Origin of the sequence: Enterococcus sp. AZ080 (assembly GCF_051714945.1) — a bacterium.
Lineage (GTDB): Bacteria > Bacillota > Bacilli > Lactobacillales > Enterococcaceae > Enterococcus_B > Enterococcus_B pernyi.
The window spans coordinates 2,858,230-2,875,818 of record NZ_JBIOSV010000001.1; the positions used below are offsets into that span (position 1 = coordinate 2,858,230).

Annotated in this window: 13 protein-coding genes; 4 read left to right on the forward strand and 9 right to left on the reverse strand. The window is 40.5% G+C overall.

Going from position 1 to position 17,589, the window contains the following annotated elements; translation table 11 throughout:
* Positions 1-11: 11 nt before the first annotated feature.
* From IGK01_RS13530 to rplM, 4 genes are all read right to left on the reverse strand, one after another.
* Entirely contained in the window at positions 12-422 is a 411-nt protein-coding gene (locus IGK01_RS13530) for a PTS sugar transporter subunit IIA (protein ID WP_010734011.1), read from the reverse strand.
* Positions 412-1,896: a BglG family transcription antiterminator gene (locus IGK01_RS13535; RefSeq protein WP_023520554.1), complete on the reverse strand. Its 1,485-nt coding sequence runs from the start codon at positions 1,894-1,896 to the stop codon at positions 412-414. Before IGK01_RS13535 ends, IGK01_RS13530 begins: the two co-directional genes overlap by 11 nt.
* 888 nt (positions 1,897-2,784) lie before the next feature.
* Complete coding sequence (gene rpsI, locus IGK01_RS13540) at positions 2,785-3,177, reverse strand: 30S ribosomal protein S9 (RefSeq protein WP_010733940.1); 393 nt, start codon at positions 3,175-3,177, stop codon at positions 2,785-2,787.
* A 15-nt stretch (positions 3,178-3,192) separates the two neighbouring features.
* Positions 3,193-3,621: a 50S ribosomal protein L13 gene (gene rplM, locus IGK01_RS13545; RefSeq protein ID WP_153830627.1), complete on the reverse strand. Its 429-nt coding sequence runs from the start codon at positions 3,619-3,621 to the stop codon at positions 3,193-3,195.
* 377 nt (positions 3,622-3,998) lie between these two features.
* Between rplM and IGK01_RS13550 the strand changes: the two genes are divergently transcribed.
* From IGK01_RS13550 to IGK01_RS13560, 3 genes are all read left to right on the forward strand, one after another.
* Positions 3,999-5,210: an argininosuccinate synthase gene (locus tag IGK01_RS13550; protein ID WP_023520555.1), complete on the forward strand. Its 1,212-nt coding sequence runs from the start codon at positions 3,999-4,001 to the stop codon at positions 5,208-5,210.
* Between the two features lie 101 nt (positions 5,211-5,311).
* Positions 5,312-6,697 carry an argininosuccinate lyase gene (gene argH, locus IGK01_RS13555; protein ID WP_010733937.1) on the forward strand — a complete coding sequence of 462 codons (1,386 nt, stop codon included), beginning with the start codon at positions 5,312-5,314 and terminating at the stop codon, positions 6,695-6,697.
* A gap of 159 nt (positions 6,698-6,856) precedes the next feature.
* Positions 6,857-7,831, forward strand: coding sequence for a hypothetical protein (locus tag IGK01_RS13560; RefSeq protein ID WP_153830612.1), 975 nt, complete (start codon positions 6,857-6,859; stop codon positions 7,829-7,831).
* Between the two features lie 18 nt (positions 7,832-7,849).
* Here IGK01_RS13560 and IGK01_RS13565 read toward each other — a convergent pair whose 3' ends face one another.
* From IGK01_RS13565 to IGK01_RS13575, 3 genes are all read right to left on the reverse strand, one after another.
* Positions 7,850-9,886, reverse strand: coding sequence for an EndoU domain-containing protein (locus tag IGK01_RS13565; protein WP_438840823.1), 2,037 nt, complete (start codon positions 9,884-9,886; stop codon positions 7,850-7,852).
* A 202-nt stretch (positions 9,887-10,088) separates the two neighbouring features.
* Positions 10,089-10,556 (reverse strand): Dps family protein, encoded by a 468-nt coding sequence (locus IGK01_RS13570; protein ID WP_224434370.1) that lies wholly within the window; start codon positions 10,554-10,556, stop codon positions 10,089-10,091.
* Positions 10,557-10,722: 166 nt separating this feature from the next.
* Positions 10,723-12,276 (reverse strand): gluconokinase, encoded by a 1,554-nt coding sequence (locus IGK01_RS13575; RefSeq protein WP_438840843.1) that lies wholly within the window; start codon positions 12,274-12,276, stop codon positions 10,723-10,725.
* 56 nt (positions 12,277-12,332) lie between these two features.
* On the opposite strand from IGK01_RS13575, the gene IGK01_RS13580 reads away from it, so the two are divergent.
* Complete coding sequence (locus IGK01_RS13580) at positions 12,333-13,007, forward strand: prepilin peptidase (protein WP_153830614.1); 675 nt, start codon at positions 12,333-12,335, stop codon at positions 13,005-13,007.
* Between the two features lie 89 nt (positions 13,008-13,096).
* Here the strand turns inward: IGK01_RS13580 and msrA are convergent, their stop codons facing one another.
* On the reverse strand, positions 13,097-13,621 hold the full coding sequence (gene msrA / locus IGK01_RS13585) for a peptide-methionine (S)-S-oxide reductase MsrA (protein WP_010733927.1): 525 nt from the start codon (positions 13,619-13,621) through the stop codon (positions 13,097-13,099).
* A gap of 287 nt (positions 13,622-13,908) precedes the next feature.
* The gene (rpoC, locus tag IGK01_RS13590; RefSeq protein ID WP_023520562.1) at positions 13,909-17,562 is read right to left on the reverse strand and encodes a DNA-directed RNA polymerase subunit beta'; all 3,654 of its coding nucleotides are present in this window, start codon (positions 17,560-17,562) and stop codon (positions 13,909-13,911) included.
* Positions 17,563-17,589 lie beyond the last annotated feature (27 nt).

The following is a 17,589-nucleotide window of genomic DNA, read 5'->3' on the forward strand; positions in this document are numbered from 1 at the left end:
TGATAGTATTTTTATCGTTCTGTAAAATTACCAGCTTTCAATTCATCTAGATAGTCAGGATCAGCCAGTTGTCGCATAAAATCAGCAAGCTGTCGTTTGACTGCTAGTGTTTCATTTTCTGCTAGTAAGACAACGATGAGCAATTCCACTTTTGAGATTCGTTCCGACCATTCAGTAATTGGCTGTTGGGGACGAATCACCCAGACCTGTGTTTTGGCTAGTGCTGGATGTTCAAGATGAGGCAAAATTACGCCTTCCTCAATTTGGATATCTCCTGCCTCTTCTCGCTCAAACAATGCCTGTTGGATCGCTTGTGCCTTTTCTTTTGAGGTAGGAAAGACTTGTTGACTGATCCATTCATAAGTCGCTACTTTGGAAGCCAGTGACATCTGATCGAATAGTTCCACGAAATTATCTATCATGATAAATATCCTCGATTTTCTGTTGGATTCTTGACTGGTCATCAGCGGTCAACATCGCACTAACGATCAAAGATTGAACAGGAAATGCTTCTTTCAGGCCAACTGTTGTTAAAATCAACTCGATTCCTGGCGTCTTCTCTAACACTGATTGGTAATTTTTCGTACTGATCACATCTACGATTTCTAATTCCGGAAATTTTTTGGCTAACTTCACCTTCAATAATTCAGAAGTTCCCACGCCAGTTGTACACATGATCAGTGTTTGGATCGGAAATTGGTGCGTCTCAATGATTCGTGCAAAATACAAGGTGATAAACCCAATCTCATCAGACGTGATCGTTGGAAGCTGAAACGTTTGACTCACCTGTTTTGATACTTCAGCAACCGTATTAAAAATCGTTTCATACGTTAATTGGATTTGATCCAACAAACTATTTTTCACTCTGATTTGATGGCGCAACCGATTGACCAAAGGTTTGATATGATTAGCAAGATCTGTAAAAATCATCTCGCTTGCTACATTGAGATTTAGCTTCTCACCAACTTGATGCAAGTAATAAGAAGTAATCTCAATCACTTCTTCTGTGAACGTTTGGGTCTTCGTTTGACTATTATCCGTTCTGGAAGAAAGCAAATATTGATAAAGATAGTAGATCTCACTTACTGGTAATTTCGTTTTCAAATATACTTCCACTTGGCGGATCACTTCGATGGCAATATCACGAATCAAGGATTCATTATCTAAAACCTGTAATTGTTCCATCGTTAATTTTTCTCCAGTGGCTTGATAATTCGTTTTTCTTGCGCGACGTACCGCAATGTATAGATGGGAGAAAATATTGATATTGTATGGGTAAGGAATCGTGCCATTGAGTTTTTTTTCAATCAGCTTGATCTGTTCGATGACAAAATTCGCATCGTAACGATTAAACGAAAATTCGTCCGATAAAGCGATTTCATCAATATCGAAAATATTCAATCGTTGAATCAACTCAGTGATCGCTCGACGGATATTCTCTTCCTTGCCTTCGATGGCTAATGTCCGATTTTTGCGGATCAATTGCAGATCATACGCTGAAATCCGTTCCGCAATGATTTTTTCATCATTCGCAATCGCTGAATCACCAACATAATAGGTTTGATACAAATCAATGACTTTTAGTGCTTTAGGCGAGGATAATAATAATTCTTCCATCACATTATTTTGCCGCTCTGACGGTAGGACTTCCACAGAAGACACAATTGTTTGATTCGTCTGTGCAATATATTTTTCATAATCCAGTTTGTACCCCCGACCCTTTTCAGACAAAATCAGTGGCCCATTTGGAAACTCGTCATTCATTTTTTTAACCAAGCGGTAGACCGTCTTGGTAGAGGTACTCATTAACTCTGCCAACACTTCAGCAGTAACATAATCTCTTTGCTTTGATAAAAGAAGCGTTAATTTATTCCCTCGATCCATTTGACTAGTCATAGCTCTATCCCCCCTGTATCTTTATCATAAGCGATTATTTTTATTCTGCTTCACTACATAATGTCCCTTGCAGCGGACAAAATGTATTCGGTTACACAAGGTTGTGAGAAAGCTGGGCAACTCCGAGTATTAAGAAATAATTTGAGAAAATAGCTTCTCCTATTTTTTCAAATTTTGGCTTAATATCGTAGGAGTTAGCTTTCGAACACCGTTTATCTAGGTTGTGAAAGAAGCGGTCAGCACTGAGTAATAAGACAGAAAAATCGAAAATGGCTTTTTCGTTTTTGATTTTTTTGGCTTATTATTGAAGTATTACCTCTTGAAAACCGCTTATCTAGGTTGTGAGAAAAGCGTTTTGACCTGAGTAGTAAGATGGGAAATCAGAAAATAGCTTTTCATATTTTTTGATTTTTCAGCTTAATGTTGAAGGTCAGCTTTTTTAACAACCAAATAGTTACATTTTTCGAAGCTAAAGATAACTATATGAAAACATAACATTTTAGCCATTATTTTTAAAGCGAACATCAAAAAAATCCTTTTAAAATGTTTTTGACCAAAGAGTTCATTCCATTGATTTACTCGTGATTTCAACATGAATCACTTGAACAACCTAGTAGATTTAAAATAACTAACAACATTAAATAAGATAACTTATCCTATTCATTATTTACAAATAAGTAAAACAAGCGAGCAAACAAATCACGTAATGTCTCTACTATCGGATATTTGAACTCACCAAATTTATTTAAATAAGCGTCAAAAAAAGACGCTTCGCAAACTGAATTGCGAAACGCCCTGATTGTTTCAATTGAATGGTACTCGATTTCTTTAAAAATCTCCGTCCCATACTGTATTCGTAAGCGAATAAATTCGCAACGACTCCAGCAATTAACGTTTTGAGAATTGTGAAGCTTTACGAGCTTTCTTAAGACCTGGTTTTTTACGTTCAACCATACGTGCGTCACGTGTAAGTAACCCAGCGCGTTTAAGAGCTAAACGGAAGTCAGGATCAACTTCTAGCAATGCACGAGCGATTCCGTGACGGATAGCTCCTGATTGTCCAGCGTAGCCTCCACCGTTTACGTTAACAAATACGTCATATGCGCCTTTTGTTTCAGTAACGCCGAAAGGTTGATTGATAACTTCACGCAAGTCAGCATGTGGAATGTATTCTTCAACATCTTTTTTGTTGATAGTAATTTTACCAGTTCCTGGTACTAAGCGTACGCGAGCAACTGCATTTTTACGACGGCCTGTGCCGATATATTGAACTTGTGCCAATGAAATTCCCTCCTATTAGATTAAGTTTGTGATGTCTAAAACTTCTGGTTGTTGTGCTGCATGTGGATGTTCTGCTCCACCGTATACATTCAATTTTGTAAATTGTTTGCGGCCTAAAGTATTTTTAGGTAGCATGCCTTTTACAGAAGTTTCGATCAAACGACGAGAATTTTTAGCACGCAATTCACCAGCTGAGATTGATTTCAATCCTCCTGGGTAGTTGCTGTGACGGTAATAAATTTTATCAGTCGCTTTTTTACCTGTTAATTTCACTTTATCTGCATTGATAACAATGACGAAATCGCCAGTATCCAAATGAGGGGTGAAAGTTGGTTTATTTTTTCCACGTAGTACAGATGCAACAACTGTTGAAAGACGTCCCAATGGAACATCAGTTGCGTCTACTACATACCATTTACGTTCTACTTCGCCTGGTTTGGCCATATATGTTGTACGCACGTTAGTTTCCTCCAATTTAAGTTCTGATGTTTGACATACACTTCGAGTTTCCGGGGCTCTTTGTGGGGCAAACAATACCATTTAACATATTACCTGCAAATACCGATAATGTCAACGTTTTTCTATACTTTTGAAAAATTAAATTTCTTTTTCATTTTTATCTTTTCATCGTTTTAGTTTCTTTTAGACTAAGAAATTCGTTCTGTATAAAAAGTTGTGCATTTACATTATTTTTGAATATTATTTTCATTTTATTTATTTTTATGTATATTTATTTAATTTATTGATTGCTTTTTTATTTTTATGGTGTTATCATTTGAAACATCTATTTTGAAAACACTTAAAAATAAAGGGGCGATTTTATGAAAGAAAAAATTATATTGGCTTACTCAGGTGGATTAGATACCTCTGTGGCAATCAAATGGTTGGCAAAAGATTATGAGGTGATTGCTTGTTGCCTAGATATCGGTGAAGGCAAAGATACAGCTTTTATTAAAGAAAAAGCACTTCAAGTTGGTGCAATTGCGTCTTATGCCATCGATGCCAAAGAGGAATTTGCTCAAGAATTTGCATTGATCGCGCTACAAGGTCATACGTTTTACGAGCAGTCTTACCCACTGGTTTCTGCGCTTTCTCGCCCCTTGATCGCAAAAAAATTAGTGGAATTAGCTCGAAAAACTGGTGCAACGACGATTGCTCATGGCTGTACAGGAAAAGGCAATGACCAAGTTCGTTTTGAAGTAGCAATCAATGCCTTGGCACCTGAAATGAAAATCATTGCACCGGTTCGTCAATGGCAATGGTCTCGGGAAGAAGAAATCGCCTATGCGAAAGAAAATGATGTGCCGATCCCAGCAGATTTGGAGAATCCATATTCTATCGACCAAAACTTGTGGGGACGTGCTTGTGAGTGTGGTGTGTTAGAGGACCCTTGGGCGACTCCGCCAGCAGGTGCTTATGATATTACGACAGCCTTGGAGTATACACCTGATCAGCCGGATATCATTGAACTCACTTTTGAACAAGGCGTTCCAGTTGCTTTGAATCAAGAAAGTTTACCTTTATCCGAATTGATCTTGTCTTTGAATCAATTAGCCGGCAAGCATGGAATCGGACGGATCGATCATGTGGAGAATCGTCTGGTAGGGATCAAATCGCGGGAAGTGTATGAATGCCCTGGAGCGATCACTTTGATGCAGGCACACAAAGAGCTGGAAGATTTGACCTTCGTTCGTGAATTAGCACATTTCAAACCAATGATCGAGCAACAGTTGAGCCAAATGATTTACGATGGTCTCTGGTTCAATCCATTGACCGATGCGTTGATCTCTTTCTTGAAAGCAACACAGACTGCGGTCAATGGGACTGTCCGTGTCAAACTATTCAAAGGAAATGTCATCGTTGAAGGACGTAAATCGGCCAATAGTCTATATAACGAAGAACTAGCAACGTATACTTCAGCGGATACCTTCGATCAACAAGCTGCTGTCGGTTTTATCAAGCTTTGGGGTCTACCATCGAAAGTCTATGCGGAAGTTCAAACGCAACAACAAACAGCCGTAGGATCAGAGTAGCGAGTAAAGCAATCAAAAGAAAAGTAAGGTAAAAGCTGAGTGCGAACTCAAACAGGACCTTTTACCTGCTTTTCTTTCATTCAAAACATAGGAGGAATCACATGGATAAACTTTGGGGTGGACGGTTTCAAGGAAAAAGTGAACAATGGATCGATGCATTCGGTGCTTCGATCTCCTTTGATCAAAAATTAGCTCAACAAGATATTTTAGGTAGTCTCGCCCATGTGAAAATGTTGGCCCATACTGGGATTTTGTCCGAGGAAGAAGCGCAACAGATCATCGCTGGTTTGGAAAAACTGCAAACACGCTTAACGAATGGCACTTTGCATTTTTCGGTGGAAAATGAAGACATCCACTTGAATATTGAAAAATGCCTGCATGAGGAAATCGGACCTGTTGCCGGGAAACTACATACTGCTCGTAGCCGTAATGACCAAGTCGCAACAGACATGCACTTGTATCTAAAAGATACGGTACTTGAACTGATTGAAAAGCTTCATTCGTTACGTCAAACGTTCGTGGAAAAAGCAGCAGAGCATACGGCTACGATCATGCCAGGATATACTCATCTGCAACACGCCCAACCGATTTCCTTTGGCCATCATCTCTTAGCGTACTATCAGATGTTTACTCGTGACCATGAACGCTTCACAGAAAGCCTGAAACGAATCGATATTTCCCCTTTAGGCAGTGCCGCATTGGCAGGTACGACGTTTCCGATTGATCGTTCCTTTGCTGCAAATGAATTAGGCTTTTCTGCTGTTTATGCAAACAGTTTAGACGCCGTTAGTGACCGTGATTTTATTCTGGAGTTTTTAAGTAATGCTTCATTATTGATGATGCACTTGTCCCGTTTTTGTGAAGAAATCATTTTTTGGTGTAGTTACGAATGTCAATACATTGAACTTTCGGATACTTTTTCAACAGGCAGTTCGATCATGCCTCAAAAGAAAAATCCAGATATGGCGGAATTGATACGTGGAAAAACTGGTCGAGTATATGGTAATTTATTTGGTTTACTCACGTTGATGAAAGGTTTGCCTTTAGCTTATAACAAAGATTTCCAAGAAGATAAAGAAGGCATGTTCGATACGAGTGAAACGATTTTAGCTAGTCTCTCGATCATGGAAGGTATGGTCAAAACCATGGAAGTGAACAAAGCCCGAATGTATGCAGCCACGCAAAAAGATTTCTCCAATGCGACTGAGTTAGCCGATTACTTGGCTGCAAAGGGCATCCCCTTCCGTCAAGCACATGAGATTGTCGGTAAACTCGTCTTACATTGTACACAGCAAGGTTGCTCGTTACAAGACCTCCCACTAACAGAATTCCAAGCAATCAGCCCGCTGATCGAATCTGATCTTTACGATACCTTACTTCCAGAAACTGCCGTGAAACGTCGCAATTCATTAGGTGGTACAGGTTTTGACCAAGTAGAAATACAGATTGAGCAAGCACTTCATCAGTTGAAAATAGACAAGAACTAAAAGAACATCTTGAGACAATGTTTCCACACGTTGTCTCAAGACGTTCTTTTTTGTAGTTTACATTTTTCAAAAATATGCAAAAAAAGTTCAATCTTTCAAGAATAAACATGTCATACTTTAGTTTAAAAAACTTTTTAAAACAGAAAGGAAAAAACGATTATGACCTTCTTCCCCTTTGTCGATCCCAATCGTCGACCACAAGCCAAGATTCGAAAAATGACAGAAGAACTCACACAAAAATTTCAAGCAATCGATCCAGATTTGACTTTGATACATAATGATAACTTTATTGATTATGGTCCAGAGGTCTTTCCAAAGCTATCGAAAATTTATTGGGACCCTCGTGTGCCAGATCATCCAATGGAACATTTTGTGTATTCGGAGTATCGGTTGAAATATCAATTTTATACGCTCTATTGTTTTACACCTTATGGCGAACAAATTGATGAACATTACGGAAAAGTAAATCATTCGGATCGAAAAACGCTACAAGCAATTGACGATTTGATATTAACTGTTATTCACACTTATCAAGCAAAAAACTTATCTTACTGGAAGGATTTATTTCCAGAAGAACAATTCCAACAAACAATCGCATCTCATTATCAAAGAACTTCACAGATGATCGGTGAAGGTAAAAAAAGTAGTCGACTAATCACATTCACTGACCCCAAGCATCGACCTTTGGCTGCTGTAGAAAAGAATACGAATTTTCTAGAAACTCAGCTAAATCAATTAGATTCTCGATTAACTGTGACTCATGATGATTCATTTATTGATTTCGGCCCAAAAGATGGACATTTTCTTGCGGAATGTCCATATGATCCTGAAGAAGACGACCCAGACGATGATAGACTGGGTTTATCGGATGAAGAATATGTCATTTGTTATGAAAACACTCCTCTATTTGGGATTTCCCCATATGGATTGAGCTTTGGATATCACGGAGATTTTTTTAATGGGGGGATTCCGATGATAGACTACCTAGGAATAAGAAAGACTCACAATGAAACTATTTTAAAAATTATTTACACGTATAAACTTTATAATATGTATTATTGGCGTGAACAGTATACGCCAGAAGATTTCCAAATAAAATCTAAAAAGTTCAAAAAAGATTGGTCCTTAAGTTAATTCAGGACTAATCTTTTTCTATTCAACTGGATAGGCTGTTACAACAGTGACCTTTCCATTTGCTTTAACATTTACGCTGACATTTATACTAAAAACTCCACCAGTTTCTTTCCCAATGAGGTCTTGTCGTCCAGGTACATCTGTAACTTTCTCCTCAATTATACGTTCGACTTCACTCGTAATTTTCTCTGCATTCCAATTATCAGGAAATACGGTAGTCTTCGCACCCTTAAAATTTGTTCCATAACTCACTTTAGCCTCAAAAGGTTTTCCTTCCACCACTATCCCAGTTGGTTCATAAACTACTCCACTGTCTGGACTATAAAAATCAGGATGGCGCGAATGAGCTCCTGATATAATCAATCTCCCATCTCTCCCCGGTCTTACCTCTCCTGCCACATGACGCAAGGCTTTACGGTTATAGTATTCAGTGGTTGGTAACTTCTCTACTAAAGCTTCATTTGGACAGCCTTTGGTGATTAGAGCCTTTTCCGCTTCCAATACGCGAGCGGCTTCGGCTTCTTCGACTTCAATCGTTGTTAGGATGACTTCATCGGATTTGACGGTCCGTAAGACAGAAATCATTTCTGGCCATGGTAAGCACATGGCGATGAGTAAGACGTCCATTGGTTCGGGCTTCAATTGGGACTGCTTGATGACCCAGTCGGTATTTTCGTAATTTGGTAAGTGCTTCAATACACTGCCACCGACTTCAGAAATCGCTGCAATAGTGGTGTCATCTAAACTCTTTGGCAAAGAATTCGTGCGTTCTTCATCAAACAAGCCATCGGCTAACGCATAGTAGTAGCAATAGACACCGAAAAAGCTTTGCACCTTGCGGATCGTATAGATGACTTCTTGGTTAAAGCCGATGTCGATTTGGTCTAAGGGAACAATTTCTTGCGTTCCCCGATACACAAACTCACCTTCTCGATCAATGACAACTTCTTTGTCATTGGCTTTCGCTGCGATCCGGAATAGATTGATCTGAAACGTATCAGGTAATTGATCAATCAGCGCATCCCGCTCATCGATCATCTGACGTGTGATTTCTTTTCCGATGTCATTGACAGAATCAACATCTGTTGGGGCTACTGCCCCAAATTGGACGGACGAGTATTCTTTGACCACTTCCAGAGCTTGTTCAGGTGTGGCGATTTCTGCTAAAAATGTGTCGAAATCCGTTTCTAAAGGAATCGTGATGCCCCGAATATCATATTGCGTGTATAGTTCTTGGCGATGATCATAGGCGGTATAGCTCATGGTCACATTGACATAGGGTGTTCCTGGACCATTATATGGAGAAAAATTGATTTGTTTCAGGGCGCCGATCCGTGGAGGTAATTTTTCATTTCCCGGTAAGTATTCATTCAGTGAAGTATCTGGATAAACTAATAGACTTTGATCATTCGTGTCTTTAGGAACGAACAATCCGCTCATACCGTCTGTGCCGGTTCGCATCTCATATCCAGATAGTTCTGGTGTTGTTTGTATGTATTCAAGGAACTGGTTTTGGACCGTAATCCAGCTAGCCAACTCGATTTTGGTGGTCGGATAAATCTCAACGGGGTCTTCTGGAGCATCAATGGCATCACCGAGCAAGCTGATCGACTGCCTTAGGATACTTGTCGAAGTCAAACGGTACAATTGGCTGACAGCTGTCTCTTTGGTTGATTCTTTTAAGTAGGGTCGGGTAAATTCAGCAAAGGCGGTAGCTTGGATGATCGGTGCAATTTTTGAACGGGCAAATCGGGTACTGAGGGGTAACGTACTTGGCCCTTCCATCACGTCTAAATAATCCGCTAGAACTAAATTATCAAATACGTTATGTTCGGCAGTCAGGGTATCCGTAAATCCTCGGAGTTTTGCCCATTCGTTCCATGTTTTTTCATCTTTTGCTGGCGAAGTGCCACTTAAATCAATCGCAACAGCCGGACGCGAGGTTGCTTCTTTGAAGGAGCGATCACTCGCAAAGGCTAAGAGTGTCGGTTGGAAAACCGACGACAACAACATTACAACCATCAACAACGAGAACCATTTCTTTTTCACTTTCATTTTTCCACTCCTTTTCTTTTTTATTGACACCGAGAGTATATCGCAAAAAAAGAAAGCGCTTAATTAAAAGTGAAAATTCTCATGAAACGACTTTTTCTAAAATAAGAATAAGAAATTCTAATTGTTATTAAACAAAAAAAGACATCCCCATTCCAGCACATTGTCTGCAAATGGGGTGTCTTTATGGTTGTGATGAAATTGATTATGCGTCGATTCCTGGTGCTTTACCTAGATGTGCTTGTATCATCCAGATGCGTTTTTCTGTTGCTGCTTTAAATTCAATAAACATATCTTGCGTAGGATCGTCGCCTTCTTCACCAGCAGCGTCAATTCCTTTTTGGAAAAGATCTGCTAAGTAGCGGTAACCAGCTACTAGTGTTTCTAAACGTTCTTCCATCGGGCGATCCCAACGACCAACTTCATCAGGGATTTTTGTGTTGTCTGCAAATTCACGTAATGTTGAATAAGGTGAACCATCTAATGTGATCAAACGTTCTGAGATTTCATCTAATTGTTCATTCAAGTCGTCCATGAAGCTGTCCATCATTGGATGCAATGTCAAAAATCCAGGACCTCTCATATACCAATGTGTTTGGTGGACGATCACCGACATTTGGCTTAAATCTGCTACTAATTGATTCAATACTTCTTTTGTTTGTTGAAATTTCATGTAATTCTGCCTCCTCGCATTTGCCTATATTAAAATCATAGTAAACTTTGAGGGAAAAGTACACTAAAATCTTTTAGATGAGAACGATTTTCATCCCCAGAGTAATGCTTTTTTTAAATAGCAAAAAATCCGCCAACCAAATAGAAAATATAACTAATGTCATCATTTACGATTCGCCTTCTTCATCTATCATCTCTATTGATAGAGTCTCTCGTAGTTCCGCAAATAACTGAGAATAGCGGCTTAATTCTTGTTGTGTCGAAACAAATAAAGGATATATTTTGTTGTACATGCGGCTGGCTTTTTTCTGAACAGCCACTTGTTGTGCTAATTCAATATATGCGGAAGCTTCACCTAATGTTTCGATTCTGCCTTGGCTCTGCCAACCTAATATGACTGCCCCTAACGCTGAGGCTTCTTTAACTTTTGGAAAACGGATAGGTTGTCCCAATACATCTGCCATGATCTGCCGAAATAACACTGATTGAGCAAAGCCACCAGTTGCACGTAACTCAATCACTTGATCGGGTGGACAGATACCTCGCAAAATTCGTTTGAGATTAAAACAAACCCCTTCCAGGACCGCTCGCATCATGTCTTTTTCCGTATGCCATCGTTGTAGACCAATAAAACTTCCAAATGCCTCCGCATCCCACAAAGGTGCTCGTTCCCCCAATAAATACGGTTGAAAAATCAGTCCATTAGCGCCAGGCGGGACAAAAGCGATTTCCGAAAGGACTGCTTGATACGGATCTTCTCCTTGTTCCTTAGCTCGTTGAACGACATCTTGCATCAATGTATGGACCGCCCAATCAAAGATCCCTGCGCCATTACTGGTTGCTCCTCCGATGACCCAGTGTGTTTGATCCAAAACATAACAGAAGGTTTCCATTGTTGGATGGAGCTTTGGGCGATTCGAAATAAATCGTAATGCGCCACTGGTACCGACAGTCAGCGCTGCCGTCGTCTCGCCAAATGCACCTAAGCCTAAATTGGATAATGGCCCATCGGCTCCACCTAAAATAAATGGGATTTCTTGATCAAAATGAAATCTCGTACGGGCTTGTTCTGTTAATTTCGTGAACTGGGTAGTCGCAGGTGCTACTCTCGGTAATTGCTCTTCTTGTATCCCTAACTCTTCAAGAATAGGCTCTGACCATTGGAAACGGTGGATATCAAAGTACCCTGTGCCAGAAGCAGTACTATAATCACTGACTAATTCAGCAAACAGCTCATAAAAAAGATAGTCTTTGATCCCTACAAAATAAGCCGCTTGCTCAAATAAATCAGGAAACTCGTTTTTCAACCAATTGATTTTGATCAATGGTGTCATTGGATGGATCGGCGTACCCGTCCGTTCATAGATCACTCGACCTTTTTCAGTTGCTTTTAATTTTTCTGCTTCATTGACGGCACGAGTGTCTGCCCAAGTAAACATACGCGTCAAAGGCTTTTTGTTTTCATCTAATAAAATCAAGCTGTGCATGGCTGTTGAAAATGAGATGAATTGGATTGTCTGTGCGGGTAACTGTTGGATCACTTCATTGATGACCGTATACACTGCATGGACGATCAATTCCTGATCTTGTTCAGCCATGCCTTGAATTTCTTGGATCAGCGGGTAATGAAAGTAGGCTGTAGCTACTTCTTCTGCTTGTTCATTGAATGCAACTGCTTTCGTTTGCGTAGTGCCGATATCGACCCCGACTGCAATCATTATTTTTTCCACCTCTCTTCTCCTTTTTTGCGTATCTTAATCAAAAGGAGGTTGGTCTGATGTTTCTTTATTTTATCATTGGTTGTTGCTTTGGTTCTTTTTTGTGCTTAGTCGCACAACGCGTTCCTCAAGACCTTTCTATTATTTCCCCTCGTTCACATTGTGTCAACTGTCACCAAACATTGCGTTGGTATGAGTTGATTCCATTACTTTCGATTGTCATGCAACGATTTCGTTGCCGCTCTTGTCAGACCAAACTTTCACCCATGTATCCACTGGCAGAGTTGATCAGCGGTACGCTATTTATGTATGCAGGATGCTATTCGCCAGATACAGTTCATTTGATTTGGCTATTCACTGCTTTTTTATTTTCGTTGATGGATATTTTTTACCTTGCGATCGACACTCGCATCCTCTATTTCTCATGGACTTTCTTATGGGCCTACTGGGTGCTGACTGAGCAGTTTCACTTAGAAACCAGCTTAGTGTTCGGCTTGATCAGTTACGGTTTGCTGCGTTATGGGCAAGCTTATTTAGGCGCAGGCGATACGTTACTCTTACTTAGTTGGAGTGGTGGGTTAGCCTCCACACATTTTCTCATGCTTATGTTTATCGCAAGTTGTCTTGGTTTAAGTTATTTTTGTATCACTGCTTTATTCCATAAGAAAAGAAAGCATCTCCCTTTCGTTCCTTTTCTGAGTATTGCCTTATGGTTGGTCCTCTATTTCCGATAGCACAAAAAAGAAGAAGCATCTAGAACAAAATGTCCGACCTTCCTCTTTTCTTATTACTTAAAATTCATATTTTCTAGTAACTTATACTGCTAGTCTTTCCAGTTTTTTCTAAGGAATCCCGCCCGACCAGAGCCTTCACGATACAACTGATAATGGATCTTGTTTTTCTTGTAGTAATCTTGATGATACTCCTCTGCGGGATAAAAGGTCGTACGAGGTTCGATCTTTGTGACGATCGGTTGATCGAAACGGCCACTTGCTTGTAACTGTTGTTTTGAGTTTTCTGCGGCTTCACGTTCTGCTTCATCACTATAATAAATGACCGGACGATAAGAGTCCCCACGATCAGCAAACTGCCCTAAAGCATCTGTCGGATCGGTCTGTTGCCAATAAATCTCGACCAATTGTGCATAGGTGATGATTTCAGGATCATATTCGATTTCTACCGCTTCCGTATGACCTGTTGTTCCAGTCGTCACTTGTTCGTAGGTTGGATTTGGTACATGTCCTCCAGTATAACCGGAAGTAACGGAGAGGATACCTGGTTGTGTTTCAAACGGTTTGACCATACACCAAAAACAGCCACCTGCAAATACAGCTTTTTTCACTGCCATTTCTTATCAGCTCCTTTGATTTTATCATACTCGTTTTCATTGAAATAAATAGTAATATGCTTATTTTACCCCCTACCGGTATTTTTAGCCTATTTTTATTGTTTTTCTTTTAATATTTGAAAACTTGTGGATAAATTTTGGTACACATAATAATTATCCCCTGTGGATATCTATTACCATTTCTTTTATCCACAGTTACCTTTTACTTCCTTGATTCTAGTTTATCCACAAAAAAAAGGTCAAGTCCCTCAAACAGGAACTTGACCTTCTTTATGTGAACTCATGGTTTATCGTGTTTGTTCATTCATTGCATCTTCGGCAGCCATTTGTGCTTCGATGTCAGAAATACTATACACGTTTTCACTTGCAACGCCAACTTCTTTTGGTTCCATGTTGCGGTAACGTGGCATACCAGTACCAGCTGGAATGATCTTACCGATGATAACATTTTCTTTCAAACCAAGAAGTGGATCTTTTTTGCCTCGGATCGCAGCATCAGTCAAGACACGAGTTGTTTCTTGGAAGGATGCAGCTGATAAGAAGCTGTTTGTTTCTAATGATGCTTTTGTGATACCTAGCAAGACTGGACGAGATGTCGCAGGAACGCCACCAGCAACTAACGTATTGTAGTTTTGGTCTTTGAAGTCTGCGATATCTAACAGTGTACCTGGCAAGATTTCTGTATCGCCTGGGTCCATGACGCGCACTTTACGAAGCATTTGGCGAACCATTACTTCGATATGTTTGTCGCCGATTTCTACCCCTTGCATACGGTAAACGCGTTGTACTTCACGTAATAGATAGTTTTCAACAGATAGAACGTCACGTACTTGCAACAATTGTTTCGGATCGATTGATCCTTCTGTCAATGGTGCACCACGATGGATCATATCGCCTTCAGCGACTTTCATACGTGCAGTATAAGGCACTGTATACGTACGTGTATCTGTTTTCCCTTTGATTGTTACTTCTTTGGTACGTGTAGCAGGATCTTCAGAGATATCGATGACATCCCCTGTTACTTCAGTAATCACTGCTTGCCCTTTCGGATTACGTGCTTCAAAGATTTCTTGGACACGAGGAAGACCTTGAGTGATATCATCTCCGGCAACCCCACCCGTATGGAACGTACGCATTGTTAACTGAGTACCTGGTTCACCGATTGATTGAGCGGCGATCGTACCAACTGCTTCTCCGACTTCAACGTCAGAACCAGTTGCCAAGTTACGTCCGTAACAATGTTTGCAGACACCATGTTTTGTGTTACATGTGAAGACAGAACGGATCGTTACAGTTTCAACACCTGCATCAACGATTTGTTTTGCGACATCTTCAGAGATCAATTGATTTCCGGCAATGATCATTTCGTTGGTTTCAGGATGACGAACTTCTTTACGTGTGTAACGTCCAATCAAACGATCTTCAAGAGATTCGATGATTTCATTTCCTTCACGGATTGCTTGGATCTCAAGACCGCGGTCAGTGCCACAATCTTCTTCACGAATGATGACATCTTGGGCAACGTCAACTAAACGACGTGTCAAGTAACCAGAATCGGCTGTCTTCAAGGCTGTATCGGTCATTCCTTTACGAGCCCCGTGAGTTGAGATAAACATTTCCAAGACAGAAAGTCCTTCGCGGAAGTTCGAAATGATCGGCAATTCCATGATACGTCCATTCGGTGCGGCCATCAATCCACGCATACCAGCAAGCTGAGTAAAGTTGGAGATGTTACCACGGGCACCAGAATCTGACATCATGAAGATTGGGTTTTTCGCTTCCAAACCTTCCATCAGTTTTTGTTGGATGCTGTCTTTCGCAGCGTTCCAAACAGCGATTACTCGTTCATAACGCTCGTCATCAGTGATCAATCCACGACGGAATTGCTTCGTGATCGACTCTACTTGTTTATGTGCTTCGTCAATGATCACTTGTTTTTCATTCAAGACACTGATGTCGGCGATCCCTACAGTGATACCTGCATGTGTTGAATGTTTGTATCCTAAGTCTTTCATACGGTCAAGCATCTTAGATGTTTCAGTTACTTTGAAACGTTTGAAGACTTCGGCGATGATGTTTCCTAAGTTTTTCTTCTTGAATGGTAAAACTAGTTCTTGTTCTTTGATGTGAGCAGGAATATCTGTTCCAGCTTCAACAAAGTATTTGTCCGGTGTTTGGACAGTCAAGTTGAAGTCAGTTGGCTCATTCAAGTAAGGGAATTCTGGTGGCATGATCTCGTTAAAGATGATCTTACCGACAGTCGTGATCATCGTGCGTTCTTTTTGCCATTCTGTAAATGGTTTGTCCCCTAATGTCGTTGGGTTCACACCAATACGTGAATGTAAATGAACGTAGCCATTACGCCATGCGATGACTGCTTCGTTTTGGTCTCTAAAGACCATTCCTTCGCCTTCACGACCTTCTTCTTCCATTGTTAGGTAGTAGTTTCCTAAAACCATATCCTGAGAAGGTGTAACAACTGGTTTACCATCTTTTGGATTCAAGATGTTTTGAGCAGCTAACATCAGCATACGTGCTTCTGCTTGTGCTTCTTCGTTCAACGGTACGTGAACGGCCATTTGGTCTCCATCGAAATCGGCATTATAAGCTTCACATACCAATGGATGCAAACGGATCGCACGACCTTGGACAAGAACTGGTTCAAATGCTTGGATACCTAATCTGTGAAGCGTAGGTGCCCGGTTCAATAGAACTGGATGTTCTTTGATGACGTCTTCTAAGACATCCCAAACTTCATCTTCTTGACGTTCGATTTTGCGTTTCGCATTTTTGATGTTTGAAGCAAGTTCACGTTGAACTAATTCGCGCATCACGAATGGTTTGAACAATTCGATCGCCATTTCTTTTGGTAATCCACATTGGTACATTTTCAAGAAAGGACCTACGACGATAACTGAACGACCAGAGTAGTCGACACGTTTACCAAGTAAGTTTTGACGGAAACGACCTTGTTTCCCTTTCAACATATGAGAAAGAGATTTCAATGGGCGGTTACCTGGTCCTGTGACAGGACGGCCACGACGACCGTTATCGATCAACGCATCTACCGCTTCTTGTAACATCCGTTTTTCATTTTGAACGATGATTCCTGGTGCATTCAAGTCTAACAAACGTTTCAAACGATTGTTACGGTTGATCACACGACGATATAGATCGTTCAAGTCACTTGTTGCAAAACGTCCACCTTCTAATTGGACCATTGGTCGTAGATCTGGTGGGATGACAGGGATAACGTCCATGACCATCCAGCTTGGTTCATTGCCAGAAGCACGGAATGCTTCTAAAATGTCCAAACGACGGATCGCGCGTGTACGTTTTTGTCCTTGTGCAGATTTCAACTCTTCTTTCAATTCAGCCGCTTCGCCATCCAAATCAACGTTATCAAGTAATTGTTTGATTGCTTCCGCGCCCATTGCTGCTTGGAATTCTTGGCCATATTGTTCACGTTTTTCGCGGTATTCGCGTTCAGTCAACAATTGTTTTTTCTCTAAGCTTGTGTTTCCTGGTTCAATAACAACATATGAGGCAAAGTAAATGATTTCTTCTAATGCGCGTGGGCTCATGTCTAATACAAGACCCATACGAGAAGGAATACCTTTGAAATACCAGATATGTGAAACAGGTGCTGCTAATTCGATATGACCCATACGTTCACGACGAACTTTTGAACGAGTCACTTCCACACCACAGCGATCACAAACGATTCCTTTATAACGGATACGTTTGTATTTTCCGCAGGCACATTCCCAGTCTTTTGTAGGACCAAAAATCCGCTCACAGAACAACCCTTCGCGCTCAGGTTTTAAGGTACGATAGTTAATCGTCTCAGGTTTTTTTACTTCACCGTAAGACCAGCTTCTGATTTTTTCGGGAGAAGCCAAACCTATTTGCATACTTTCGAATTTATTTACATCGATCAAAAGGGGTTCCCTCCATTTCGTTTAATG